The sequence below is a fragment of the Enterobacter cloacae complex sp. S3 genome (assembly GCF_014930495.1).
GTDB classification, from domain to species: Bacteria; Pseudomonadota; Gammaproteobacteria; order Enterobacterales; family Enterobacteriaceae; genus Enterobacter; species Enterobacter asburiae_B.
This window is the reverse complement of record NZ_JADBRD010000023.1, coordinates 117,995-143,799: the sequence shown is the minus strand read 5'-3', so window position 1 is coordinate 143,799 and position 25,805 is coordinate 117,995. Positions and strand designations below refer to the sequence as shown.

Here is a 25,805-nt window from a genome sequence, read left to right as displayed (position 1 = left end):
TCTGGACTATAGTTTTACAGGACAGGTCATCAGGAAAGGGGATAAAAATGACGAGAACAACCAGGGTAATCTCCTGGACAGCAGGGATTTTCTTGTTGTTGATCGTGGTCGTCGCCATCATTATTGCGACGTTTGACTGGAACCGTCTCAAGCCGACCATCAACCAGAAAGTCTCAACCGAACTGAACCGCCCCTTCGCCATACGCGGCGATTTAGGGGTGGTATGGGAGCGTCAGAAAGAGGAGCCCGGCTGGCGCAGCTGGATCCCCTGGCCTCACGTCCATGCCGACGACATCATTCTCGGCAACCCGCCGGATATCCCGGACGTCACCATGATCCACCTGCCGCGCGTTGAGGCCACGCTGGCTCCGCTGGCGCTCCTCACCAAAACGGTCTATCTGCCGTGGATCAAACTTCAGCAGCCCGATGCGCGCCTGATCCGACTCTCAGAAAAAAACAACAACTGGACGTTTAACCTTGCCAGCGACAGCGAAAAAGATCCGAATGCCCAGCCTTCTTCCTGGTCATTCCGTCTCGACAATATTCTTTTCGATCGCGGACGGATCGCCATCGACGATAAGGTCAGCAAGGCGGATGTGGAGATCCTCGTCGATCCGCTGGGCAAACCGCTGCCGTTTAGCGAGGTCACGGGCACGAAAGCAAAAGGCGACGCGGCAAGCGTAGGCGACTATGTCTTCGGCCTGACGGCAAAAGGACGCTACAACGATCGGCCTCTCAGCGGTAAAGGGAAAATAGGCGGCATGCTGGCGCTGCGGAGCGAAGGCACGCCGTTCCCGGTGCAGGCGGACTTCCGTTCCGGTAATACCCGCGTGGCGTTCGTGGGCACGGTCAACGACCCGATGAATATGGGGGGCGTCGATCTTCAGCTTAAATTTGCCGGCGATTCGCTGGGCGAGCTGTATGAACTGACCGGCGTGCTGCTGCCGGATACCCCGCCGTTCGAAACGGACGGGCATCTGGTCGCCAAAATCGATACCGAAAAAGCGTCCGTTTTTGACTACCGGGACTTCAACGGCCGTATCGGCGACAGCGACATCCACGGCGCGCTGACCTACACCACCGGAAAACCGCGCCCGAAACTGGAAGGGGATGTCGAGTCCCGTCAGTTGCGTCTGGCCGATCTTGGTCCGCTGATTGGCGTGGATTCGGGTAAAGGTACCAGGTCGAAAGAGGTCAAAAAGGATGTTCAGCCTGCGGGCAAAGTGCTGCCATACGATCGCTTCGAAACCGACAAATGGAACGTGATGGATGCGGATGTGCGCTTCAAAGGCGGAAAAATTGAACATGGCAGTACGCTGCCGATCAGCAATCTTTCGACCCATATCCTCCTCAAAAATGCCGACCTGCGCCTGCAGCCGCTGAAGTTCGGCATGGCGGGCGGGACAATTTCCTCGAACATTCATCTGGAAGGCGATAAGAAGCCGATGCAGGGACGGGCGGAGATCCAGGCGCGTCGATTGAAGCTGAAAGAGCTGATGCCGAACGTAGAGCTGATGCAGAAAACCCTCGGTGAAATGAACGGTGATGCCGACATTCGCGGCGTGGGGAACTCGGTGGCGGCGCTGCTGGGCAGCGGCAATGGTAACCTGAAGCTGCTGATGAACGACGGGCTGGTCAGCCGCAACCTGATGGAGATCCTGGGGCTGAACGTCGGTAACTACGTCATCGGGCAAATTTTTGGTGATGACGAGGTGCGGGTGAACTGCGCGGCGGCCAATCTGGATCTGGTTAACGGCGTGGCGCGTCCGCAGATATTTGCCTTCGACACGGAAAACGCGGTGATTAACGTGACCGGGACCGCCAGCATGGCCTCGGAGCAGCTTGATTTGACGATTGACCCGGAAAGTAAGGGGATCCGCATCATCACCCTGCGCTCGCCGCTTTACGTGCGCGGAACCTTCAAAAACCCTCAGGCGGGCGTGAAGCCCGGACCGCTGATTGCGCGCGGTGCGGTGGCTGCGGCCCTGGCGACGCTGGTCACCCCGGCCGCAGCGCTGCTGGCGTTGATTTCGCCGTCAGAAGGCGAGGCCAATCAGTGCCGGACTATTTTGTTGCAGATGAAGAAGTAGCTCCCTTTCTCCCTCTCCCTGTGGGAGAGGGCCGGGGTGAGGGCATCAGGCCGCAGTGAATTACAGAGCCTGATGCTTCGTCTCGTGCGTCAGCAGCAGCGCAATCAGCGTCAGCGCTGCCATGGCCGCCAGATAGACGCCCACATAGAACAGACCATAGTTCGCCTGCAGCCAGGTGGCGATATACGGCGCAACGGACGCGCCTAGAATAGAGGCAACGTTGTAGGAGAACGACGCGCCGGTATAACGCACTTCCGTCGGGAACAGCTCAGGCAGCAGCGCGCCCATCGGGCCGAAGGTCAGCCCCATCAGGCTCAGGCCAATCAGCAGATAGGCCATCACCAGCGCCGGGCTACCTGAACCCAGCAGCGGCGGGAAGACGAACAGAGCAAACAGAATGATGAGCGTGGTGATCGTAATCATGCTCGCACGACGACCAAATTTGTCCGCCAGCAGGCCCGCAATCGGTACCATCACGCCAAACCCGATCACCGCCATCATCAGCATCCACAGCACTTCGTTACGCGGCAGGCCCAGGCCAACCGGCGCGGCGGCGGTACTGAACGTCATGGAGTAGACGGTCATGATGTAGAACAGCGTATAGGTTGCCAGCATGATGAACGTGCCCAGCACGGTCACGCGGACGTGTTTGGTCAGCAGCGTACCCAGCGGCACTTTCACCTGCTTGTTCGCCGCGGCCACTTTCGCAAACACAGGAGTCTCATGCAGCGAAACACGCACATACAGGCCAATCAGCACCAGCACGGCTGAGAAGATAAACGGGAGACGCCAGCCCCAGCTCATGAACTGTTCATCCGTCAGCAGCCAGGAGAGCAGCAGGAACGTCCCGTTGGCAAAGAAGAAGCCAATCGGCGCGCCCAGCTGCGGAAATGAACCGTACAGCGCGCGCTTGCGCGCCGGGGCGTTCTCGGTGGCCAGCAGCGCCGCGCCGCCCCATTCACCGCCCAGCCCCAGACCCTGACCGAAACGCGCCAGCGCCAGCAGGACCGGCGCCAGAATGCCGATGGTTTCATAGGTCGGCAGCAGACCGATGGCTACGGTGGAGATGCCCATCGTCAGCAGCGAGGCCACCAGGGTGACTTTTCGGCCAATGCGATCGCCAAAGTGTCCAAACAGCGCAGAGCCAATCGGACGCGCAACAAACGCGATGGCAAAGGTGGCCAGAGACTGCAGCGTGGCCGCCGTCGGATCGCCCTGAGGGAAGAAAATATGCGGGAAGACGATGACCGCGGCGGTGGCATAAATATAAAAGTCGAAGAACTCAATGGCGGTGCCAATCAGCGAGGCGACGACAACTTTATTGCGCGAGTTTACCGGAACGTTTTCCGTCCCTGAGTCGAGTGTGGTGGCTGTTGCTTGCATAATATTTTCTTATTTTTGTCGAACGAAAGGCCATATTACGCACAGCAAAAGCGACATTTCAATCTGTAACAAAGCCGCGTGCTGGTGATAAAAGCAACAAAAAGCGGATAATTTTCAGGCCAGCGAAAACACGTCTATGAAATGCTTCACAGATTTTAAATATCAGTCAATTAAACTGGTTTTCAGTTAAATAAAAGTTACGGACTGGATTTATATGCTGAAATGATGAATCGGGCTGAAATTTCAGCCCGAGAGCGGGGCTAGCGGTGCGTTTTACCGGGCATTCGCGTGTCGCCTTTGTACTCGGCGGTGGCAATCCATGCCGCGCAGAACAGCGTCAGGCGGGCGAAGAAATAGAAGAAGGCCATCAGTCCCAGCACCGAGCCAAACGCCGCGCCAGAAGGGGATTTCACCAGCGACGGCAGCGTGTAGGTCATCACGATTTTGATCACCTCAAAGCCGATCGCCGCAATCAACGTGCCGCGGATCAGCGCCTTCTTGCGCGGACGATGGCGGGGCAAGCGCCAGAATATCCAGAAGAACAGCAGGTAGTTGGCGAAGATGGAAATGGCCAGCCCAATGCCGCGCCAGGCGGGCTTGAGCCATTCGATGTAATCAAGATACAGCGCGGAGATGATCATCTGCTGCGCCGAGCCCGCCACGGAGGTAATGGAAAGCGTCACGATCAGCGCGACAAGCAGGCCAATCAGCGAAACAAAATCGCGGAGATACTTCACCCAGATTTTCTCCTGGTCCTGCGGCTTACGCTCCCAGACGTCGCGCGACTGGGCGCGGATGGCCTCGCGCAGGTTGCCCATCCAGTTAACGCCGGAGTAAAGGGCAATCAGCAAACCGACGATGCCGACGGTGGTACGCTGCTGAACGGCGGTATTGATGGTGCTTTTGAGCGTGCTGGCAAGGGTCGGGTCACTGACGTTATTCAGGATCTTAGTGAAGATATCCTGCAGCAGCGTCGGGTGCGACGCGAGCACAAAACCGGCTGCCGCAAACGACACCATCAGGATGGGTATCATCGACAGGAAGGAAAAATAGGTGATGGCGGCACCAAACTGGTTTCCCATACGGTCATTAAACCGTTCTGTGGCGCGTATCAGGTGCGCAATCATGGGAAGCTGCTGGATCTTTTCTGCCATGCTGGTAACCGTACCCAGCGCTTTGCTGGCTGTTCCCGGCGTTGCGGGCGCTTCAGGCTCGGTTTCCATCTTTTTGATGGGCTCATACTCTAAATGTTGGGTGGGTCGTTGCGGATTGTTTTCCGGCGTCACGCGCATTTTCCTTTTCGTTGAGCTGGATGTGTTTTTGAATTATAGCTTGCGGCTAGTCCACGTAAGCTTTTGTGAGTTCGGTAAGCCACTCCATGAACAGATGGACCCGGCGGGAGAGGTTGCGGCGGTGAGGGTAAATCAGGGAGACAGGCATCGCTTCGGCCCGGTATTGCGGGAGGATCTCAATCAGTTTCTTCGCGCGCAGTAAATCGCGCACCCCAACCCGCGGAACCTGAATAATGCCCAGCCCGGCGAGACAGGCAGCCTGGTAAGTTTCCGTGCTGTTGACGGTTAACACCCCGCCCGTTTTTATCCACTGCGTCGTACTGCCATTATAAAACTCAAAGCCCTGCGGGCGGGTTCCCAGCATTGCGGCGTAGTGGATCACGGCGTGCGAGCCTAAATCGTCCAGGGTTTCCGGGTAGCCAAATCGCGCCAGATAATCCGGGCTGGCGCAGTTAATCACCGACAGCTTGCCCAGCGGACGGGCAATCAGCCCTGAATCCTTCAATGTGCCGACGCGCACCACGCAATCAAACCCTTCGCGGATCACATCCACCAGACGATCGCTGCTGCTGAGCTCGAGTTCAATGCCCGGATAGTGCTGCAGAAAAGCAGGCAGTTTGGGGATGACTAAATTTCGAGCAACGCCGACGGGCATATCCACGCGGAGCCGACCGCTGATGCTGGAGGGATCGTGCTGAAACATACCGTCGAGTTCATCAAGGTTTGCCAGCAGATCTTTTGCCCGTTCGTAATAGACCATGCCGTCCTGCGTCAGGCTGACGCGTCGCGTGGTGCGGTGCAATAGCTGGGTGCCAAGCCGGTTTTCCAGGGCCTGAATTTGCCGCGAGACGCTGCCTTTCGGCAGGGTTAATGTTTCGGCCGCGCGGGAAAAACTCTCCAGTTCCGCGACGCGGACGAACAACTGCATTGCGTGAATTTTATCCATAGAGGAAGCTCATTGTTGTTTCTGTTGAAACAGTGAAGCGTTTTAACCCATCTTTATTGATTTTCTATCACCTAATAAGCTCTTTCTCAATCTCCTTAACAGCCAAAACGAGGTTTATGATGAGTGAACGTATCGCATTAGTGACGGGTGGTAGCCGTGGTCTGGGTAAAAACGCTGCGTTAAAGCTGGCGGCAGACGGAACGGGAATTGTCCTGACATACAATCGTAGCCAGCAGGAAGCGCTGGATGTTGTGCATGAAATTCAGGAAAAAGGCGTCAACGCAGCGGCATTACAGCTCAACGTCGGGGATATCACGGGTTTTGATCATTTTGCCCGACAGCTTCAGGAAACCCTTAAGACCGTCTGGCAGCGCGAAACCTTTGACTATTTATTGAACAATGCCGGAACGGGTTTATATGCGCCCTATGCCGACACGACGGAAGCCCAGTTTGATGAAGCGCTGAACATTCATTTCAAAGGACCTTTCTTCCTGACCCAGCGCCTGCTGCCGCTGCTTAACGACGGGGGGCGTATCCTCAACGTCTCCAGCGGGCTGGCCCGTTTTACCCAGCCGGGCTCTGGGACCTACGCGGCCATGAAGGGAGCGATGGAAGTGCTGACGCGTTATCAGGCGAAAGAGCTGGGCGCGCGCGGAATTTCCGTCAATATCATTGCGCCGGGCGCGATTGAAACCGACTTTGGCGGCGGACGCGTGCGCGACAACGCGGAGCTGAATCAGCTTCTGGCCTCGCAGACGGCGCTGGGCCGGGTGGGGCTGCCGGACGATATTGGCGATGCCATTGCGGCACTGCTCAGCGATAAATTGGGCTGGATGAATGCGCAACGTATTGAAGTATCAGGCGGTATGTTCCTGTGATGCGCGGGCTTAAGGGGAAGGAGCCCCTTAAGGAAACCCTTAGTATGGATGTGTCTGCATACTGACAGTGATAAAGAACGCAGGCAGCCATAGCCGATAACCCCTTTTCATCACGATATTTCTCCAGAGAAAGACCCGGATGTTTTTTTATTAACGCAATGGCGGCAGAAAATATTTTCAGCGAATGACGTTTGATATTCGTTTCCTCTTAATAGTGACATTAAAGAGGAAACGACGTCCGGGAAATATCTGCTAAAAAGCGGTTGGTCAGGAATTATTATTCAGGTATTCCTGCTGTAATAAACCAAATAGCCAGTCATTTTGCCAGCGCCCCGCAAGGTAATAGCTCTCGCGTAATTCACCTTCCAGGCGAAAGCGGGCTTTTTCCAGCAGGCGTCTTGACGCGACATTTCCCGCGGTGACGGTGGCGGTGAGTCGCCGTATACCGCCCTGATGAAAAGCGTAATCGCAAAGTGCTTTCAGGGATTCAAAGCCGTAACCTTTCCCCTGCGCCTCGGGTGCGAAAAGGAAGCCCACTTCTGCGCAGTCCTCCTCCCGATGAATATACCCGGTAACGCCCAGCGGGGCCTGTGAGGCGGTGTCACGTACGACGAGACAAAGCCAGTGGGCGCTGCCCGGTGCCCATGGGGTCAGGCGCGAATCAAACGCCTCGCGGATCGCCGCGACGGGGCGGCCTTCCGCCACAAAGCGCATCACGTCCGGGTGCTGCTGTAGCGCCAGAAAAAAGGGCCAGTCTTGCTCCTGCAGGGGCGAACAGGTCAGGCGAGAGGTAATTAAAACCGGCATTCAGATTCTCCTGAAACATTTTAAATCATTTTAGGGTTGTCACTTTATTTCAACAGAAAGTCAGGTATGGTTAACCGCGTATAAATAAAAAGAATAAAGGGCGTTTCGTGCCCATTCCGGATGTCTTCGTTGTCGCTTAAGGAAAACAATGACTCTCAGCACATCACATCATATTCGCGAACAGTTTGAACACTGTCTGGCGGTCATTCGCCATGCGTCGGTGGAAATTTTACTCCTTCTGAACGTACATGCTTCTGAGGGAAAAGATCCACGCTGGTTTCTGGAACAACTCGACAGCGCGCGATTAGCTCTGGGCGGCTGGGGAGCCGTTGCGAAAAAACTCAACCTCAATGATGCCGAGATGTCGGAATTTACGCTCCAGCTGCGCCTGCTGCAGCAGCGCGTTCCGCAGTATGAAAGCGGACAGGATGTGAGTGAAAACCAGCTTATTGCGGCGATGCGGTTTGTGACCGCGCTGGAACATCTTCGCCTGCAGCAGCCGCTGTTGACCTACAGCACCGACCTGGCACCGGGAAGCGAACTCCAGCAGCAGCAGGCGCACAAGCAGGTACGCGCGATTGAGCTGATGATTAAAGGACTCATCCAGCAGGCCTGGCCCGATCAGGTGCGGCTGAACAACCATCTTAAGACCCTGTTTAACGCTGACCGCGTGCGGCGCTGGCTGAAGCTTGGCGAGATCAACGATGTCCTCAGCGGCATGATGTTCAGTGAACTGGCGCAGATGCTGGTGGATAAAAAAGAGTTCAGCCGCTATTACGCTTCGCTGTTCAGCGACCCGTCCATGCTGACGCTGCTGGTTGAACCGCGCAAAACGCTGCAAACCTTCCTCGATGACATTCGGCAAATCCGCAACAGCATCACCGTTCAGAAAACGCTAAGCTCGGCGCAAATCCAGCTGCTGGATAACTACTACGCGCAGATCGCGCGGCCCGTTCAGCGCGCGTTTGAAGAGGGGAGAACGCGCGTCAATCCGGCCGGATTCATGGCGGTAGATGCCAGCGAATTGCATACCTTCTGGGAAAAGGCGCAGAAAATGGATCGGGTCACCGGTGGGGATCTGTTTGAAGTCCGTGACACCATTGAAAAGCCGACCCAGCGCGCGCCGCGTACCCCCGAACAACGCGAGCAGCTCATTTCCGGTGCGCTATGGGGGGCGGTTGGCGTCATGGTGATTGCTATCGTGGCGGGGGGCTTCTGGCTAGTGACCAGCAGCAAACCGCAGCCTGCAACCGCCAGCGCGGCTGAAGCGGCTCCTCCGCAGGAAATGCGCGAGACGCCTTCCTCGCGCGAAACGCTCACGCGCATGGGGGTCACCTGGGACGAGAATAATTTCCGCTCGGCCATTAACCGCAACGATACCCGAGTGACCCTGCTATTTTTGCAGGGCGGTATGGACTGGAAGCTGTCCTGGACCGAAGAGGCGATGTCGGCAGGCTATGACGATGTGCTGGAGCTGATGCTACGCTACCGCCAGAACATGGTGGAAGAAAAGCCGTGCCGTCGCTTCATCAACACGCTCAGCCACGCCATGTCGAACGGTGAGTCTCTGACCTCGGTTCGTAAAGAGTATCTCAAAGCGTTCTGCACCGTGCCTGCCGTGGTGAAACGCCAGCAGCACGATCTCGACATGGCCACTCGCCGCGCGCAGTCGCAGCCGGATGCCACCACGAAAAAATGGCAGTCCATTCAGACTGCCATTTATGAGGTGATTCGCTAAAATTTTTCCCCTCACCCCAGCCCTCTCCCCATAGGGGCGAGGGAGATGAAGAGCGCACCGTGCAGTCCCCTCTCCCCTCTGGGGAGAGGGTTAGGGTGAGGGGTGAGGGCACCAGACCGCACCCCGCTTAAGGCTCCCCATACAACCCAATCAGCCGCCGCACCACGCCGTTCGTCCAGCCGAAACCGTCCTGCAGCGGATACTCACCCCCGCCGCCTTCGCGCGGCGTGCTGCTGGCGATGTGGTACTTCTCAATCAGCTTGTGATGCGTCTTATAAAAATGGTTCACCGTATGCAGCCAGCTCCAGGCGATCTCATCGCCCAGCGAGTCGTTGCCGTACTGCTTGAATCCCTGAATCGCCATCCACTGCAGCGGCGCCCAGCCGTTGGGTTTATCCCACTGCTCGCCGGTTTCGTACTCGGTCGCCAGAATTCCGCCCGGCGTCAGCAGACGCGCCTTGACCGCATCCGACAAACGTTCTGCCTGCTCGTGCGTCGCCATTCCAACATACAGCGGCACAATGCTGGCGGCAGAAAACAGCGCCAGCTCTTCGCGTCGCCAGTCGTAATCGCGGTAGCAGCCGCTCTCCTCGTCCCACAGATAGCGGTTCACCGCCGCGCGGCGATCGTTGGCTTTCTGGCGGAACGCCTCTGCCGTCTCTTTATCCCCTTTCGACGCCGAGATGTTGGCGATAGCGCTTTCCAGCTTGAACAGGAAGGCGTTCAGATCGATGGGGATAAACTGCGTCGTGCGGATGCTGGCGAGCCGCGACGGATCGCGCAGCCAGCGGGACGAGTAATCCCAGCCGGACGCCGCCCCCGCGCGCAGATCGCGATACACCTCATTGGGCGGACGACCCGAGTGGCGCGCGGTTTCCACGTCCTCGATCCACGATTCGTCGCGCGGGGTATCACGGTCGTCCCAGTAGCGGTTGAGCAGTGAACCGTCCGGCATACGCACGGCGCTGCGGTAAGCCTGGTTAAGCAGCAGCGACTCCGCGCCGTCCATCCAGAAGGCGTATTCCATTTTGAGGTGATCCAGATAGCGTTTCGCACCGCGCACGCCGTCCTCCTCGAACAGCTCCACCATCAGGGCAAAGACCGGCGGCTGTGAGCGGCTGAGGTAATAGGTGCGGTTGCCGTTGGGGATATGCCCGTAGCGTTCAATCAGCCAGGCGAAGTTGTCCGCCATACATTTGAGCAGATCGTTACGGCCGCTCTCCGCCAGCCCCAGCATGGAGAAATAGGAATCCCAGTAGTAGGTCTCGCTGAATCGCCCGCCGGGGACGATATAGGCCTGCGGCAGGGCCAGCAGGGAAGACCAGGGAATATGATCCTGCGGCTCGCGCGTCAGCACCGGCCACAGGTTATCAATATGCTCTTTCAGGGAGAGTCCCGGGTCGGAGACATATTCTGTGCCGTACGTTTCCGGCATCCAGAAGTGGTTCTCCACAAACTGGCGCAGGTCGAAATCCCGGTGGCGTCTGACCTTGCGGTAGCGGATCAGGATATCCAGCGGATCCATCTTCGGCGCGCAGTCGGGAAAGGTTTTACTGTCCGCAAACAGCCGCGTCGACTGCACATGCTCGAACAGTTCAAGATAGCGGTCTGCGGGCGTCAACGCATCGGAGGCGGGTAGCCCCTCGATCATTTCGGGTTCCGGCTCCGCCTCAATCATTTCATCCAGTTTCAACTCGCAGGGATCGGTCTCGTAGCGCAGCTCTTCTGCAATCTCGAACTCGATGTTCTCGGTAGCCTGTAGTTTCTGGTTGAACATGGTGATAGGGACCTCCGGTTGTGTGTTCAAAAGACAGGTTTATCCGGGCGTCTTATAAGCGTAGACATTCGCTTCGGTAGATGGGGAGGGATATGTGCGGTAGATCACTATTTTCGGAGCATTCGTTTTGCAACGATTTATGAATGTTAAAAAAAATGCCCCTCCGGAGAGGGGCATCAGGATTAACGCATGGTCACAAACTCTTCCGCGGCCGTCGGGTGGATGGCCACCGTGTTGTCGAAGTCTTTCTTGGTTGCGCCCATCTTCAGCGCCACGGCGAAGCCCTGCAGGATCTCGTCCATGCCGAAACCGATGCCGTGGATACCGACAATCTTCTCTTCCGGACCTACGCAGACCAGCTTCATGCGGCACGGCTGACGGTGAGAGGTGACGGCGGTGTACATCGCGGTAAACGCCGATTTATACACTTTCACCTGGTCGTCGCCGTACTGTTCGCGCGCCTGCGGCTCGGTTAAGCCGACGGTGCCGATTGGCGGATGGCTGAAGACCACGGTCGGGATGTTGCTGTAGTCCAGATGCTCGTCCGGCTTGTTGTTGAACAGGCGCTCGGAGAGACGACGACCCGCCGCAACGGCGACCGGCGTCAGCTCAACCGCGCCGGTGTTGTCGCCGACCGCATAAATGCCCGGTACGCTGGTGTTCTGGAATTTATCGACGACGATATAGCCTTTTTCGTCGGTTTTCACGCCCGTCACGCCCAGGTTGAAGTTATCGTTCGCAGGTTCACGGCCAATCGCCCAGATCAGGCAATCGACGGTCTGGCTGCGGCCATCTTCCAGCTCAAGCGTCAGGCTACCATCCGCGTTTTTCACCACCGCTTTTGGCACGGCGTTGGTGTGCAGGGTCGGGCCTTCCGTGTTCATCACTTCAACCAGCGTATCGACAATCAGCGGGTCAAAGCTGCGCAGCGGCGCGTGTTTACGTACGAACAGGTGCGCTTCCGCGCCCAGGCCGTTAATCACGCCAGCCAGTTCCACCGCGATATAGCCCGCGCCAACAACGGCAACGCGTTTTGGCAGGGCAGGCAGCTCGAAGAAACCGTCGGAGTCGATGCCGTATTCCACGCCCGGGATGTTCGGGTGGCTCGGACGACCGCCGGTGGCGATCAGGATGTGATCGGCGGTGATCGTCTCGCCGTTCACTTCGATCGTTTTCGCGTCCACAAAGCGGGCGAAACCGTGGATAACATCGACGTTATTTTTACCCAGCACGTTGTCGTACGAGGTGTGAATGCGGTCGATGTAGGCGGTACGGCTGGCGATCAGTTTGTCCCAGTCGAAGCGGTTGATGGTGGTGTCAAAGCCGTAGTCCGGGCCATACATATGGATAGCTTCACGGATCTGCGCCGCATGCCACATCACTTTCTTCGGTACACAACCCACGTTCACGCAGGTGCCGCCCAGCGCTTTGGCTTCAATCAGCGCGCACTTCTGGCCGTACATGGCCGCACGGTTGATGGAGGCGATGCCGCCGCTGCCGCCGCCGATTGCGATGTAGTCATAATGCTTAGTCATTGCTTTTGTCCTTAATCGTGAATTGCCGCGATTGTATACCTGAAATCAATAGTTTCCACCGATGACTGCGATTACTCCGGCACGATCCAACTGACGGTGGCGTGGCCTGTACCGGCGGGCACCAGCGTTTTATGCAGCCACGGCAGCACGTTGTTCATCTGCGCTTCAAGCTTCCACGGCGGGTTGATCACAATCATGCCGGAGGCGGTCATGCCGCGCTGATCGCTGTCAGGGCGTACCGCCAGCTCGATCTGCAGGATCTTGCGGATGCCGGTCGCTTCCAGGTCTTTGATCATGCGTTTGATCTGCGCGCGCAGCACCACCGGGTACCACAGGGCATAGGTGCCGGTAGCAAAGCGTTTGTAGCCTTCGTGGATGCCGGTTACCACCGCCTGATAGTCGGTTTTGATTTCGTACGGCGGGTCGATCAGCACCAGGCCACGACGGGAAACCGGCGGCAGTTTGGCCTTCAGCTGCTGGTAACCGTCGGCTTTTTCCACGCGGGCGCGGCTGTCTTTCTGGAATTCGGAACGCAGCAGCGGGAAGTCGCTCGGATGCAGCTCGGTCAACTGGAGGCTGTCCTGCTCGCGCAGCAGCTGGCGTGCAATCAGCGGTGAGCCAGGGTAGTAGCGCAGCTGGCCGTTGCGGTTGAAGTGATTCACCACGCCGATGTAAGGCTCCAGCTCGGCAGGCAGGTCGTCCTGCTGCCAGATGCGGGCAATCCCTTCCAGATATTCACCGGTACGCTCGGCATGCTCGCCGCTCAGCTGATAACGGCCCGCGCCCGCGTGCGTGTCCAGATAGAGAAACGGCTTCTCTTTCTCTTTGAGCGATTCGATGATCAGGCTCTGAACGGTGTGTTTAAGGACGTCGGCGTGGTTGCCTGCGTGGAAGCTGTGGCGATAACTGAGCATGGATGAATGTGTTCCAGGTAGTAAACGTAGGCCCGATAAGCGTAACGCCATCGGGCAAAAATAGAGCGTATCGCCACAGTATACAGAAAAGTTTCCACCGCCGCGAAAGCGCAACGTCCGGCATTGAAATCCTCTACACTTAACCCCATTCTAGATCCCATATGCACAGCGCCGGATGCGCGCTTCATTCATCTATTTCAACAGGACAGCGTTTATGACCAATCCATTACTGACGCCTTTTTCGTTGCCGCCGTTTTCTAAAATCCTCCCTGAGCATGTTGTTTCAGCCGTTACGCAATCGCTGGACAACTGCCGCGCGGCGGTAGAAAGCGTGGTAGCGCAGGGCGCGCCGTACACCTGGGAAAATCTGTGTCAGCCGCTGGCCGAAGTGGACGACGTGCTGGGGCGTATCTTCTCCCCGGTGAGCCACCTGAACTCGGTAAAAAACAGCCCGGAACTGCGCGAAGCCTACGAGCAGACCCTGCCGCTGCTCTCTGAGTACAGCACCTGGGTTGGGCAACACGAAGGGCTCTACAAAGCCTACCGCGACCTGCGCGACGGCGACCACTATGCCGAACTGAACACGGCGCAGAAAAAATCGGTCGATAACGCCCTGCGTGATTTTGAGCTGTCCGGGATTGGCCTGCCAAAAGAGAAGCAGACCCGCTACGGCGAAATTGCCGCGCGTCTGTCCGAGCTGGGCAACCAGTACAGCAACAACGTGCTCGACGCCACCATGGGCTGGACGAAGCTGATTACCGACGAAGCTGAGCTGGCCGGTATGCCGGAAAGCGCGCTGGCGGCGGCAAAAGCCCAGGCTGAAGCGAAAGAGCAGGAAGGCTTCCTGTTGACGCTGGATATCCCGAGCTATCTGCCGGTGATGACCTACTGCGACAACCAGGCCCTGCGCGAAGAGATGTACCGCGCGTACAGCACCCGCGCCTCCGATCAGGGGCCGAATGCCGGTAAGTGGGACAACAGCCCGGTAATGGCGGAAATCCTCGCCCTGCGTCACGAGCTGGCGCAGCTGCTGGGCTTCGAAAACTACGCCGATAAATCCCTCGCCACCAAAATGGCGGAGAACCCGCAGCAGGTGCTCGACTTCCTGACCGATCTGGCGAAACGCGCCCGTCCGCAGGGTGAGAAAGAGCTGGCCCAGCTGCGCGCCTTCGCGAAAGCGGAGTTCGGCGTGGACGAGCTGCAGCCGTGGGATATCGCGTACTACAGCGAAAAACAGAAGCAGCACCTCTACAGCATCAGCGACGAGCAGCTGCGCCCGTACTTCCCGGAAAACAAAGCCGTTAACGGCCTGTTCGAAGTGGTAAAGCGCATCTATGGCATCACCGCCAAAGAGCGTACCGATATCGACGTCTGGCACCCGGACGTGCGCTTCTTCGAGCTGTATGACGAGAAAAATGAGCTGCGCGGCAGCTTCTACCTCGATCTCTACGCGCGTGAGAACAAGCGCGGCGGGGCGTGGATGGACGACTGCGTGGGCCAGATGCGTAAAGCCGACGGTTCTCTGCAAAAACCGGTCGCCTACCTGACCTGTAACTTCAACCGTCCGGTAAGCGGCAAACCGGCGCTGTTCACCCATGACGAAGTGATCACCCTTTTCCACGAGTTCGGTCATGGTCTGCACCACATGCTGACCCGCATCGAAACCGCAGGCGTAGCCGGTATCAGCGGCGTGCCGTGGGATGCGGTCGAGCTGCCAAGCCAGTTTATGGAAAACTGGTGCTGGGAGCCGGACGCGCTGGCGTTTATCTCCGGTCACTATGAGACCGGCGAGCCGCTGCCGAAAGCGCTGCTGGATAAAATGCTGGCGGCGAAAAACTACCAGGCGGCGATGTTCATTCTGCGCCAGCTGGAGTTCGGCCTGTTCGATTTCCGCCTGCACGCCGAGTTTAGCCCGGAGCAGGGCGCGAAAATCCTTGAGACCCTGGCCGAGATTAAAAAGCAGGTTGCCGTTATTCCAGGGCCAACCTGGGGCCGCTTCCCGCACGCGTTCAGCCATATCTTCGCCGGCGGCTACGCGGCGGGCTACTACAGCTACTTGTGGGCCGACGTGCTGGCCGCAGATGCCTTCTCTCGCTTCGAAGAAGAGGGGATCTTCAACCGCGAAACCGGCCAGTCTTTCCTCGATAACATCCTGACCCGCGGCGGGTCTGAAGAGCCAATGGTGCTGTTCAAACGCTTCCGCGGCCGCGAGCCGCAGCTGGACGCGATGCTTGAGCATTACGGGATCAAAGGCTGATTGTTACGTGAAGATCTGCTTAGTAGATGAAACAGGCGCCGGAGACGGCGCCTTATCTGTTCTGGCGGCCCGCTGGGGGCTGGAGCACGATGAAGAAAACCTGATGGCGCTGGTGATGACGCCGGAACATCTCGAATTACGCAAGCGCGACGAACCGAAGCTCGGCGGGATTTTCGTCGATTTTGTCGGCGGCGCGATGGCGCACCGGCGCAAGTTCGGCGGCGGTCGCGGCGAAGCGGTGGCCAAAGCGGTCGGCATCAAAGGGAGCTACCTCCCGGACGTGGTCGATGCCACGGCGGGGCTGGGGCGCGATGCGTTTGTGCTGGCGTCCGTCGGCTGTCGCGTGCGGATGCTGGAGCGTAATCCGGTGGTCGCTGCGCTGCTCGACGACGGGCTGGCGCGAGGCTACGCGGACCCGGAAATCGGCCCCTGGCTGCAGGATCGTTTGCAGCTGATCCACGCCTCCAGCCTGACGGCATTAACGGACATCACCCCGCGCCCGCAGGTGGTCTATCTCGACCCTATGTTCCCACATAAGCAGAAAAGCGCGCTGGTGAAGAAAGAGATGCGGGTGTTTCAGTCGCTGGTGGGACCGGATTTGGATGCCGATGGCCTGCTGGAGCCGGCTCGTCAGCTTGCCACGAAGCGGGTGGTGGTAAAGCGCCCGGACTATGCGCCGCCGCTGGCGGACGTTGCGACCACTAACGCGGTGACCACCAAAGGGCACCGGTTTGATATTTATCCGGGTACGCCGGAATAAAAAAAGCCGGGTGGCGGCTTCGCCTTACCCGGCCTGTGTCCTCGATCTATTCCCTCTCCCTTTGGGAGAGGGTTAGGGTGAGGGGAGTTTAACGCACTTACTCGTCTTCTTCGTCACGCAGTGGAACAATCAGCATATCCACGTGAACGGTGTTAATCAGCTGGCGCGCTGAAGACATCAGCTTGCTCCAGAAGTCCTGATGGTGACCGCAAACCACCAGGTCCATATCGTATTTCTTGATCGCATCAACCAGCACCTGGCCCAGGTCGCCGCTGCCGCTCAGGGTTTCGGTAATCGGATAGCCCGCGTTGGTGGAGAGTTCGCTCAGGGCATGGTGAGTCTCTTCGGAGATGCGTTTCTGCATATCGCCAAGATTCACGTCGATCAGACCGGTGTAGAGGTCGGAGTAATTCACGTCAACGTGAATCAGCGAAACTTTCGCGTTGTAGGGACGTGCCATGGATACCGCTTTATCAACCAGCACTTTGCTCTCCGGAGAGAGGTCAACCGCGATGAGAATGTGTTTGTAAGCCATAGTGTTACTCCTTCCTTAAGTTATCGATGACTAAGTGAGAATGCCGTCGTCTGATACTTTCATTACGGCCCAGTTAAACATATTTTTCAAGCTTTGGTGTTGATAACGATTAACCTTGTGGCAAAAAAATTAACGGATCTCCTACACTGTTAAATGAGCCGTTCGGATATTAAAACGCGAACCGGATCGATTTTGGTCATTCTTTCACTGAACTGTCTGTCAGGGCATTGGGGTGCGGTAGCTCAGGAGCCTTGCTTCGTGGGCGGACGCCGGGGAGGATGTATGATTAGCACCGTCGCATTGTTTTGGGCGTTATGCGTGGTTTGCATAGTGAATATGGCGCGCTACTTCTCATCGTTACGTGCGCTGTTAGTGGTACTTCGTGGTTGCGATCCGTTGCTTTATCAGTATGTGGACGGTGGAGGGTTCTTCACCTCGCATGGACAGCCCAGCAAGCAGATGCGTCTGGTGGGGTACATCTACTACCAGCGCTACCGCGATCATCACGATGAAGAGTTTATTCGTCGCTGCGAGCGCCTGCGTCGTCAGTTCATTTTGACCAGTGCCCTGTGCGGGCTGGTCGTAGTCAGTATGATTGCATTGATGATTTGGCACTGAGCGCCACAACAGGCGGGGTCAGCCCCGCCTTCTTTCCTCTGGCTCACGGCTTAACTAAGAACCGGAGATCGGAGATATTGCTCTCAATCGAAATAACTTTCCCGCTATAAGTGATTTTGACTTCTCCGTTTGTATCAAGGCTGGCCGCGGTAATCGTACCTGTACCTACAATGACCGGATGCTTCATGGCCAACTGATGGATAATGTCGATATCTTTCCCTGCTATCTCGCCTGAGAGATAGTAACGGTAGATTGTGGGCACGGTTGCACCGCCCTGATTGTTCACGGTCATATAGAGCCAGACGCTATCGGATAATTTATAAACGCGCTGTAGTTCATCGTTATTTCGCGGATTAGGCTGGTGGTTTAACCAGAAAAACCCAATGACCAGAGTCAGAAGCGAAAGCGTCACAAGGGAGTGAATCCATTTAGTAGCCGTTTTGAATGGCATAGTCTATTCCGTCATGGGTGTTGTTTGGACTGAGAACATTCGCGAGGATAATAGTTATTTGTGCAGTAAAAATCTGAACAGATAGTGTTCAGATTGTCCTGATTACAGCACTGGGTTGAGTAAAAACAACAGCCATAAAAAAAGCGGGTCAGTTTCCTGACCCGCTTTTTTGTCGCCTTCAACCGATTAAATCAGCTTCAACGAAATCCAGTACAAACCGCCAGACAGCAGGATTGAGGCCGGAAGGGTGAACACCCAGGCCATCAGAATGTTGGTCACGGTTTTGCGCTGCAGACCGCCACCGTCAACAATCATGGTACCTGCCACGGACGAAGAGAGTACGTGGGTGGTGGATACCGGCATACCGGTGTAGCTCGCCAGACCGATAGACACTGCCGCCGTCATCTGCGCGGACATACCCTGCGCATAGGTCATGCCTTTCTTACCGATCTTCTCGCCGATGGTGGTCGCCACACGACGCCAGCCAATCATCGTACCGATACCAAGCGCCAGCGCGACGGCCATGATGATCCAGATTGGCGCGTACTCAATGGTGTTGAGCATATCGCTTTTCAGTTTCTTCAGCAGACGTTTGTCGTCACCATTCACCTCTGGCAGCTTCGCGACTTTATCGGTCACATCAGAGATACAGAGCATGATACGACGAAGCTGACCACGCTGTTCTACAGCCAGTTTGTCGTAGCTTTCGATATCGCCCAGCATGCCTTTCGCACGTTCCAGCGCGTTAATCGCGTTTGCCGGATGGCAGTGGAACTCGCCAGGCGCGGTGGTTGCACCGGCTTCCGGAGAAGGGATCAATTGATCAACGCCGGTCGCTTTTTTCAGCAGGTCAGGATGCTGCTGGAAATAGGTTTCAACGTTGTTGACCGCATCGCGGGTACGGGTGATTTCGTAACCTGAGGCGTTCATGTTCACCACGAAGCCTGCCGGTGCGACGCCGATCAGAACCAGCATCACCAGACCAATGCCTTTCTGCCCGTCGTTCGCGCCGTGAGAGAAGGCCACGCCGATAGCAGAAATGATCAGGGCGATACGCGTCCAGAACGGCGGCTTTTTCTTGCCGTCTTTCTTTTCACGCTCTGCTGGCGTCAGGTGGATACGCGCACGTTTTTTCGTGTTGCTCCAGTAGCGACGCAGGATGAAAATCAATCCCCCCGCGACTACCAGACCCACGATAGGGGAGATGATCAGGGAGCCGAAAATGCCCAATACTTTAGGCAGGTTCAGCGCATCAACAACCGATGTCCCGGTCATCAGGGCGTTGGTTAACCCGATACCGATAATCGCGCCGATGAGGGTGTGAGAACTGGATGCAGGCAGGCCAAAATACCAGGTACCGAGGTTCCAGATAATTGCAGCAAGCAGCATTGAGAACACCATAGCGAGGCCATGGCCAGAACTAACGTTAAGCAGCAGATCCGTTGGCAGCATATGCACGATGGCATACGCAACGCTCAGTCCGCCCAGGAGAACACCAAAAAAGTTAAATACCGCCGCCATAACAACCGCAAGCTGCGATCGCATTGCGCGAGTGTAGATAACCGTCGCTACTGCGTTTGCAGTGTCGTGGAAGCCGTTGATCGCTTCGTAAAACAGTACAAAAACCAGAGCAAGCAATAATAAAAGCCCGGTATGTAAATCCAGGCCGGCAAACAAATGTAGCATAGGACGTTACGCCATTTTGAGGACATGAACGCGGCGCATTATCCAGGACAAATGCGCGGCGGGCAAAGTGAAATATAGACTTTTTTTGACATACCACCTGATTTGAGAAAAGCACTAGAAAGGATATTCTTTAAATTTCAATGAAATGGCTTTGTAATATCTTTTTACGCTGGTGTGACCACAGAGGAAACTTTACAATCCGCGGCAGTTAACAAAGAGGGTTTTGACGTGGAAAGGTTTGATGCCGTGGTAATTGGCGCCGGTGCGGCGGGTATGTTTTGTGCGGCAATGGCCGGACAGGCGGGTCGTCGCGTGCTGCTGCTGGATAACGGTAAAAAGCCCGGCCGTAAGATCCTGATGTCCGGCGGTGGGCGCTGCAACTTTACTAATCTGTATGTTGAACCCGCGGCCTATTTGAGCCAAAACCGTCATTTTTGTAAATCTGCGCTGGCGCGCTACACCCAATGGGATTTTATCGACCTGGTGGGTAAGCACGGCATCGCGTGGCATGAAAAGACGCTGGGACAGCTGTTCTGCGACGACTCCGCGCAGCAGATTGTCGATATGCTGGTGGCCGAGTGCGAGAAGGGCGGCGTCGTCATGCGCCTGCGCACGGAAGTGCTGGAGGTCGCGCGTGACGACCAGGGCTATACGCTGCAGCTGAACGGTGAAACCGTCAGTGCGGATAGCCTGGTGATCGCCAGCGGCGGCCTGTCTATGCCGGGGCTGGGCGCCTCCCCGTTCGGCTATAAGATTGCCGAACAGTTTGGCCTGAAAGTCTTGCCCACGCGCGCCGGGCTGGTGCCGTTTACGCTGCATAAACCGCTTCTCGAACAGCTTCAGACGCTGTCCGGCGTGTCCGTTCCCTCGGTCATTACCGCCGAAGACGGGACGGTGTTCCGCGAAAATCTGCTCTTTACCCATCGCGGCCTTTCCGGCCCGGCGGTACTGCAAATCTCCAGCTACTGGCAGCCTGGGGAGTTTGTCACGGTTAACCTGCTTCCCGATTGCGATCTCGACGCGTTCCTTAACGAGCAGCGTACCGCGCACCCGAATCAAAGCCTCAAAAACACCCTGGCAATGCAGCTGCCAAAACGTCTGGTGGAATGTTTGCAGGCGCTGGGGCAGATCCCGGACGTATCGCTCAAGCAGCTTAACAGCCGCGAGCAGGAAACGCTGGTCGAGACCCTGACAAACTGGCGCGTTCAGCCAAACGGCACCGAAGGCTACCGCACCGCAGAAGTGACGCTGGGTGGCGTTGACACGAATGAGCTCTCGTCCCGCACCATGGAAGCGCGCAACGTGCCGGGGCTCTATTTTATTGGCGAAGTGATGGATGTGACCGGCTGGCTCGGCGGGTACAACTTCCAGTGGGCATGGGCAAGTGCCTGGGCGTGCGCTCAGGCGCTGGCAGAAGACAAGTGACATAAGAGCACAGCCACTCGTCACGGTTGGCTTTACGAGCTGACGGTGGTGACGTCTGTCACAGCAAGAATATTGCTCGCGGCCACGGTCCCCATCCTGATATATGACGCTGCGGTAACGCCGCCAATATGCGGTGAAATAACCACGTTTTCTACGGACTGCCAGAGGTGCGGCGCGGTCAGCGGCTCGTGGGTAAAGCTGTCCAGCGCGGCGCTGTGCAGCGTGCCATCCCTGAGCGCCGCCAGTAACGACTCATCGTGGATCAGTCCACCGCGTGCCGTATTGACCAGAATGGCGTTCCGCTTGCAGTGTGCGAGCGTTTCGCTATTGATCATCCCCCGATTCTCATCGGTCAGCGGACAGTGCAAAGAGATGACATCGGAACGGGAAAGAAGTCCGTTCAGCGTTTCTGCACGTTCGCACAGGGCAGGCATAGTCTTAGCATAGGGATCGTAAGCCAGCACCTTCATGCCGAAAGCGTGACCAATAGTCGCCACGCGCGAGCCGATAGCACCCAACCCAATTAGCCCTAACGTTAAGCCCTCCAGTTCAATGGATTTATGCGTCGCCTTATCCCAGTGCCCGTCTCGCAGCCGCTTGTCCAGAGGCACCACTGACTTTGCGCAGGCGAGGATCAGCGCCCAGGTATGTTCAGCCACTGCCGCCGCGTTTGCGCCTGGCGCAGCCCGGACGGCGATGTTGCGCTCGGCCGCTGCCGTCTGGTCTATCACATCGATCCCGCTTCCGTGCTTGGAAATAACCTGCAAAGCCGGGGCGGCATCCATAACTTTCTCGGTGATCCTGCCGTAACGTACCAGGATCGCCACAGGATTGTGTCGTTTACACAGCGCGATCAGGTCATCTTCTGTGGGCTGGCGGCCCGCAAACACTACCTCAAAGCCCTGTAACATCACCATGGCCTGCTCCGCCAGGTCGCTTCCGGTAACCAGCACTACGTCTTTGCCCCCCATCACAGCGTCTCCTCGTCGCTCAACATACCTGCCTTACGAAGCGCGTCATCAAGCCAGTGTGGACGTAAATCGCCTTCACGGATGGCGGCAAGACGCCGGGTCTCCATCTCCAGCTTTCCTTTTGCCAGAGCGATAACCTCCTGAACCTCATCGCGCGGGATGACGACCACGCCGTCGATATCCGCGACAACAAGATCCCCGGCCTGAACCGTCGCCCCGGCGACTGAAATGGGATGATTAACCCGGCCAGAAATTAACTTTGTCGGGCCGCAGGGGTTCAAACCGGCAGAAAAGACGGGGTAGTGACCTTTGCTCAGGGTGTCGGCGTCACGTACAGCGCCATCAATAATAATGCCCGCAATGCCGCTCGCCTGAGCCTGAGTGGCCATGATTTCGCCAAGCAGCGCGCAGCTCAGGTCGCCTTTGCCATCGACGATCAGGACATCGCCGGGCTGCGCCACCGCCATCGCGGCATGAATCGCCAGATTATCACCCGGGCGGACTTCAACGGTGATGGCCGGACCCGCAACGGACATGTGTGGGGCCAGCGGTTTGATGCGGCCATGAAGCGTACCGCGGCGACCGGCCACGTCGGCCAGAATAGCTGCCTGATACTCGGCCGCCCGACGTACGTCCTCGGCAGAAACGCGCTCGAAATGGCGATTAATCGGTTTTTTTTCATTAACGGACATAAATGCCTCCATGTTGTTTTACTGAGTACAATGCAGGTGTACAGAACAAAACAACTATAGCGGTGTTGCTTTCCTTTTAGCCAGACCCGAGGTGGCGTTTGTGATGTAAACACGAAGTGACTCACAAAATTTGAGGTACACTCACTGCCGGGCTAAAAAGGAGATAATGATGGGGAATGAAGGCGTTGTAGCGGTTGAAAAAGCGCTGGCTTTACTGGATTGCTTCCGTCCTGGAGATGAGAGCCTGACGCTGACCGCGCTGGCACAGCTGTCGGGTTATCACAAAACCACGGTTTACCGCTTGATGAATTCTCTTGAACGGATGAATTACGTCGTCAGGCATGAAGACGGCAATTATGCGCTGGGCCCACGTCTGCTTTACCTCGGCAAGCTGTATGAACAATCTTTCCATCTTTCCCGGGTGGTTCAGCCAGAGCTTCAGGCCTTATCCCTGGCGTCTCAGGAGAGTGCCAGCTGGTATGTGCTGGAGGGAGGGCAGCGGCTTTGCCTGTTTCGCGCTGAAGCGTCGCATGGCCTGCGACACAGCAATCTTCCCGGCAGCCAGTTCCCGCTCGATAATTCGGCCATCAGTAAGGTATTACGCCATTGGGGGCTCAATGAAAGCCTGCCGGAGGGAGACGCTGAACTCCCATTCTACACGTCAGGCGCGCGCGACCCCCATACCGCTGCGTTTGCGATGCCTGTCTTCGGCGTTCACGACAAGCTGGTTGCGGCGTTAGCCCTGACCGGCCCCATCTCGCGGCTGACGGAAGATCGTCGTGAGAAGGAAATAGGGCAGTTGATGAAGGCGGCTGCAAGCCGTCTGTCGCAGAAAATGGGCGCCAGCAAGCCCTTCTGTCAGCAGTTCTTTGGTGAAACGAGCGACGCGGCGGAAGAAAATCTTTAAACGCAGAAGCGGGACAAATGTCCCGCTTCTGTCATCGTTAATGCGTGACCTGTTTTTCGTGTAGCTGAGCGCGGCGGGCCTGCCGCCCCATAATGAGCACCGCGATACCCCCGGCCACGCACAGCGCGGCCAGCGGAAGCATTGCCAGCGTGTAGCTGCCTGTCCGCTCATTGATAATGCCGTACGCGTTTACCATCACCGCCCCACCTATCAGGTTTGCGATGGCGCCAATCGCGGCCAGTCCCGCCGCCGCTGAGGTACTGCTCATCCAACCGGACGCCAGCGCCCAGAAAGGCCCTTTCATTGAATAAGCGCCTATCAGCATAATGCTCAGGATAACGATCGTGGCAGACAGCGAGACGCTTACAAAGGCGGCGAACACGCCGGCGGCAATCATGAACAGCGTGAGTGCGGTATGCCAGCGGCGTTCGTTGGTACGATCGGAATTCCGTCCCCATACAATCATCAGAACCGATGCCAGACCGTAAGGAATGGCGTTAAACAGGCCTGTCTCAAGGTTATCGAGATGGAAGGATTTCAGCAGTTGAGGAGACCAGACGCTGATCGTGGTGCCCGCGGAAGATGCACCCGCGTAAATCAGCGCCATCAGCCAGATCTGACGATGCTTTAGCAACTGCCATGTGGTCTGGTGTCCAATGTTCTTTTGCTGGCTACGCTCGGTCTCAAGCGTGGTTTCCAGCCACTTTTTCTGTTCATCACTGAGCCAGCTCGCCTGATGAGGGCGATCCCGGAGAATAAACCAGGCTGCAATACCCAGCAGCACCGCCGGCAAGCCTTCAATAATGAACAGCAGATGCCAGCCGCGAAGACCCAGCCAGCCATCCAGTGACAGTATCAACCCGGAAAGCGGGGAGCCGATGAAGTTAGCGAGCGGGATGGCGACCATAAAGGACGCAATAATGCGTGCGCGGTAGCGGGACGGGATCCACCAGGTCAGATACAGCACGACGCCCGGGAAGAAGCCCGCCTCTGCAGCACCGAGAAGAAAACGGACGATATAGAGCGACGTGGTGTTCTGCACCAGGGCCATACACATGGAGACGATGCCCCAGCTGATCATAATGCGCGGGATCCACAGCCGGGCGCCGACTTTCTGCATGGCCAGGTTGCTGGGTACCTCAAACAAAAAATAGGCCACGAAGTAAAGACTGCTGGCGAAGCCAAACGCGGCTTTGCTGAGGCCAAGGTCCTCATTCATCTGCAGCGAAGCCATGCCGATATTCCCGCGATCGATAATGGAGACCAGGTAACTGACAATCAGAAACGGGAGAATACGCCAGATCACCTTCCGCATCGTCTCTCTTTCTATGTCCTCGGTGGCGGTAGCGCCGTTACGTAAATGTTCTGTCATTGTGTCCTCGCAGGGTTTGTTCTTTGTTTTATTAGGTACAACTCAGTTTTATTAAACAAAACCACTATAGCGACGGCGCGTTATTTTTATCCAGTTAATGGAAGGTTTAAATGATGTAAATAAGAGGTGACTCACAGATAGTGCGCTGCAGATATATCGCTCACAGCAGTCGAACCAGCCGCAAAGAGGGCACGCTGCAAGGGAGATAATCACGCAACGCAATTATTGCACCAACTTTTCCTCGTCATTCAACTAAGCTTCGACCAGGTGCCCCGCCTCGTTCGCGGGGCCAGATTCCTTTTGGTCGAGCACGCATCATGCAGCTACTCAGTATTATTATTTTGCTTACCCTTACCGTGGTGATCCATTCGCTGTGGATGTTTGGCGTTTTAAAGTTCATCAAATTAGAAGTCGATTCGGCGGTACGCATCGTTTTACGCAATGTCGGTATCGTGATCTCCATGATCTTCGCCCACCTCCTTGAGGCCGGACTGTTTGCTGCGTTTTATTTTGTCATCGACGCGTTTAATGACTGGAACACCAGCTTCTATTTTTCACTGGTCAGCTACGCTACCGTGGGATACGGCGACGTCACGTTACCCCAGCACTGGCGGCTCATCGGCGGGGTGGAAGGGCTGGTGGGCGCGTTGATGGTGGGCTGGTCTGTCGCGGTTCTGGTGGCGGTGCTGCAGCGTTTGCGCGGCATGAGCGCCTAAACGGCAGATGCACGATCCCCGCCTGGTAAGGTAAAGTACTCCTCCTTGCGTGGCC

22 protein-coding genes and 1 pseudogene are annotated in these 25,805 nt (G+C 56.8%); 9 read left to right on the top strand and 14 right to left on the bottom strand.

Going from position 1 to position 25,805, the window contains the following annotated elements; translation table 11 throughout:
- Positions 1-47 precede the first annotated feature (47 nt).
- Positions 48-2,090 (top strand): AsmA family protein, encoded by a 2,043-nt coding sequence (locus IM317_RS15385; protein ID WP_033146868.1) that lies wholly within the window; start codon positions 48-50, stop codon positions 2,088-2,090.
- A gap of 60 nt (positions 2,091-2,150) precedes the next feature.
- Here IM317_RS15385 and IM317_RS15380 read toward each other — a convergent pair whose 3' ends face one another.
- The 3 genes from IM317_RS15380 to IM317_RS15370 form a co-directional block, all read right to left on the bottom strand.
- Positions 2,151-3,473 carry an MFS transporter gene (locus IM317_RS15380; RefSeq protein ID WP_023309582.1) on the bottom strand — a complete coding sequence of 441 codons (1,323 nt, stop codon included), beginning with the start codon at positions 3,471-3,473 and terminating at the stop codon, positions 2,151-2,153.
- Positions 3,474-3,733: 260 nt separating this feature from the next.
- A complete protein-coding gene (gene yhjD, locus IM317_RS15375) occupies positions 3,734-4,759 on the bottom strand; it encodes an inner membrane protein YhjD (protein WP_033147087.1) in 1,026 nt (341 codons plus the stop codon).
- 52 nt (positions 4,760-4,811) lie between these two features.
- Positions 4,812-5,711 carry a LysR family transcriptional regulator gene (locus IM317_RS15370; protein ID WP_033146867.1) on the bottom strand — a complete coding sequence of 300 codons (900 nt, stop codon included), beginning with the start codon at positions 5,709-5,711 and terminating at the stop codon, positions 4,812-4,814.
- 119 nt (positions 5,712-5,830) lie between these two features.
- Between IM317_RS15370 and IM317_RS15365 the strand changes: the two genes are divergently transcribed.
- Positions 5,831-6,589, top strand: a complete 759-nt coding sequence (locus IM317_RS15365; RefSeq protein WP_033146866.1) for an SDR family NAD(P)-dependent oxidoreductase — start codon at positions 5,831-5,833, stop codon at positions 6,587-6,589.
- 97 nt (positions 6,590-6,686) lie between these two features.
- Here IM317_RS15365 and IM317_RS24200 read toward each other — a convergent pair.
- Positions 6,687-6,785: pseudogene (locus IM317_RS24200) on the bottom strand (lysozyme); the annotation flags it as partial.
- Between the two features lie 71 nt (positions 6,786-6,856).
- Positions 6,857-7,396, bottom strand: a complete 540-nt coding sequence (locus IM317_RS15360) for a GNAT family N-acetyltransferase (protein ID WP_033146865.1) — start codon at positions 7,394-7,396, stop codon at positions 6,857-6,859.
- A gap of 148 nt (positions 7,397-7,544) precedes the next feature.
- Between IM317_RS15360 and IM317_RS15355 the strand changes: the two genes are divergently transcribed.
- Positions 7,545-9,134 carry an STY4199 family HEPN domain-containing protein gene (locus IM317_RS15355; protein ID WP_032662140.1) on the top strand — a complete coding sequence of 530 codons (1,590 nt, stop codon included), beginning with the start codon at positions 7,545-7,547 and terminating at the stop codon, positions 9,132-9,134.
- Positions 9,135-9,261: 127 nt separating this feature from the next.
- Here IM317_RS15355 and IM317_RS15350 read toward each other — a convergent pair whose 3' ends face one another.
- The 3 genes from IM317_RS15350 to IM317_RS15340 form a co-directional block, all read right to left on the bottom strand.
- Positions 9,262-10,911, bottom strand: coding sequence for an alpha,alpha-trehalase (locus IM317_RS15350; RefSeq protein WP_033146864.1), 1,650 nt, complete (start codon positions 10,909-10,911; stop codon positions 9,262-9,264).
- A gap of 182 nt (positions 10,912-11,093) precedes the next feature.
- A complete protein-coding gene (gene gorA, locus IM317_RS15345) occupies positions 11,094-12,446 on the bottom strand; it encodes a glutathione-disulfide reductase (protein WP_033146863.1) in 1,353 nt (450 codons plus the stop codon).
- Between the two features lie 71 nt (positions 12,447-12,517).
- Positions 12,518-13,360 carry a 23S rRNA (adenine(2030)-N(6))-methyltransferase RlmJ gene (locus IM317_RS15340; protein ID WP_032640380.1) on the bottom strand — a complete coding sequence of 281 codons (843 nt, stop codon included), beginning with the start codon at positions 13,358-13,360 and terminating at the stop codon, positions 12,518-12,520.
- A gap of 214 nt (positions 13,361-13,574) precedes the next feature.
- Between IM317_RS15340 and prlC the strand changes: the two genes are divergently transcribed.
- A complete protein-coding gene (gene prlC, locus IM317_RS15335) occupies positions 13,575-15,617 on the top strand; it encodes an oligopeptidase A (RefSeq protein ID WP_033146862.1) in 2,043 nt (680 codons plus the stop codon).
- 7 nt (positions 15,618-15,624) lie between these two features.
- A complete protein-coding gene (gene rsmJ / locus IM317_RS15330) occupies positions 15,625-16,377 on the top strand; it encodes a 16S rRNA (guanine(1516)-N(2))-methyltransferase RsmJ (RefSeq protein ID WP_033146861.1) in 753 nt (250 codons plus the stop codon).
- 97 nt (positions 16,378-16,474) lie between these two features.
- Here rsmJ and uspA read toward each other — a convergent pair whose 3' ends face one another.
- Positions 16,475-16,912, bottom strand: coding sequence for a universal stress protein UspA (uspA, locus tag IM317_RS15325; RefSeq protein ID WP_003861223.1), 438 nt, complete (start codon positions 16,910-16,912; stop codon positions 16,475-16,477).
- A gap of 282 nt (positions 16,913-17,194) precedes the next feature.
- Here uspA and uspB point away from each other — a divergent pair, with 282 nt between their 5' ends.
- Entirely contained in the window at positions 17,195-17,530 is a 336-nt protein-coding gene (uspB, locus tag IM317_RS15320; protein ID WP_003861224.1) for a universal stress protein UspB, read from the top strand.
- Positions 17,531-17,573: 43 nt separating this feature from the next.
- Here uspB and IM317_RS15315 read toward each other — a convergent pair whose 3' ends face one another.
- Together IM317_RS15315 and pitA are read right to left on the bottom strand one after the other, a co-directional pair.
- On the bottom strand, positions 17,574-17,981 hold the full coding sequence (locus tag IM317_RS15315; RefSeq protein ID WP_033146860.1) for a hypothetical protein: 408 nt from the start codon (positions 17,979-17,981) through the stop codon (positions 17,574-17,576).
- Between the two features lie 186 nt (positions 17,982-18,167).
- Positions 18,168-19,667: an inorganic phosphate transporter PitA gene (gene pitA, locus IM317_RS15310; protein ID WP_023309552.1), complete on the bottom strand. Its 1,500-nt coding sequence runs from the start codon at positions 19,665-19,667 to the stop codon at positions 18,168-18,170.
- A 228-nt stretch (positions 19,668-19,895) separates the two neighbouring features.
- Between pitA and IM317_RS15305 the strand changes: the two genes are divergently transcribed.
- Entirely contained in the window at positions 19,896-21,092 is a 1,197-nt protein-coding gene (locus tag IM317_RS15305; RefSeq protein ID WP_033147086.1) for an NAD(P)/FAD-dependent oxidoreductase, read from the top strand.
- Positions 21,093-21,124: 32 nt separating this feature from the next.
- On the opposite strand, the gene IM317_RS15300 is transcribed toward IM317_RS15305, so the two are convergent.
- Together IM317_RS15300 and IM317_RS15295 are read right to left on the bottom strand one after the other, a co-directional pair.
- Entirely contained in the window at positions 21,125-22,063 is a 939-nt protein-coding gene (locus IM317_RS15300) for an NAD(P)-dependent oxidoreductase (RefSeq protein ID WP_033146859.1), read from the bottom strand.
- Positions 22,063-22,755 (bottom strand): RraA family protein, encoded by a 693-nt coding sequence (locus IM317_RS15295; RefSeq protein ID WP_033146858.1) that lies wholly within the window; start codon positions 22,753-22,755, stop codon positions 22,063-22,065. Before IM317_RS15295 ends, IM317_RS15300 begins: the two co-directional genes overlap by 1 nt.
- Positions 22,756-22,924: 169 nt before the next feature.
- Between IM317_RS15295 and IM317_RS15290 the strand changes: the two genes are divergently transcribed.
- Entirely contained in the window at positions 22,925-23,662 is a 738-nt protein-coding gene (locus tag IM317_RS15290) for an IclR family transcriptional regulator (protein ID WP_033146857.1), read from the top strand.
- Between the two features lie 37 nt (positions 23,663-23,699).
- Here IM317_RS15290 and IM317_RS15285 read toward each other — a convergent pair whose 3' ends face one another.
- Positions 23,700-25,034 (bottom strand): MFS transporter, encoded by a 1,335-nt coding sequence (locus IM317_RS15285; protein ID WP_033146856.1) that lies wholly within the window; start codon positions 25,032-25,034, stop codon positions 23,700-23,702.
- 317 nt (positions 25,035-25,351) lie between these two features.
- Here IM317_RS15285 and IM317_RS15280 point away from each other — a divergent pair, with 317 nt between their 5' ends.
- Positions 25,352-25,750: a potassium channel family protein gene (locus IM317_RS15280; RefSeq protein ID WP_023309546.1), complete on the top strand. Its 399-nt coding sequence runs from the start codon at positions 25,352-25,354 to the stop codon at positions 25,748-25,750.
- Positions 25,751-25,805 lie beyond the last annotated feature (55 nt).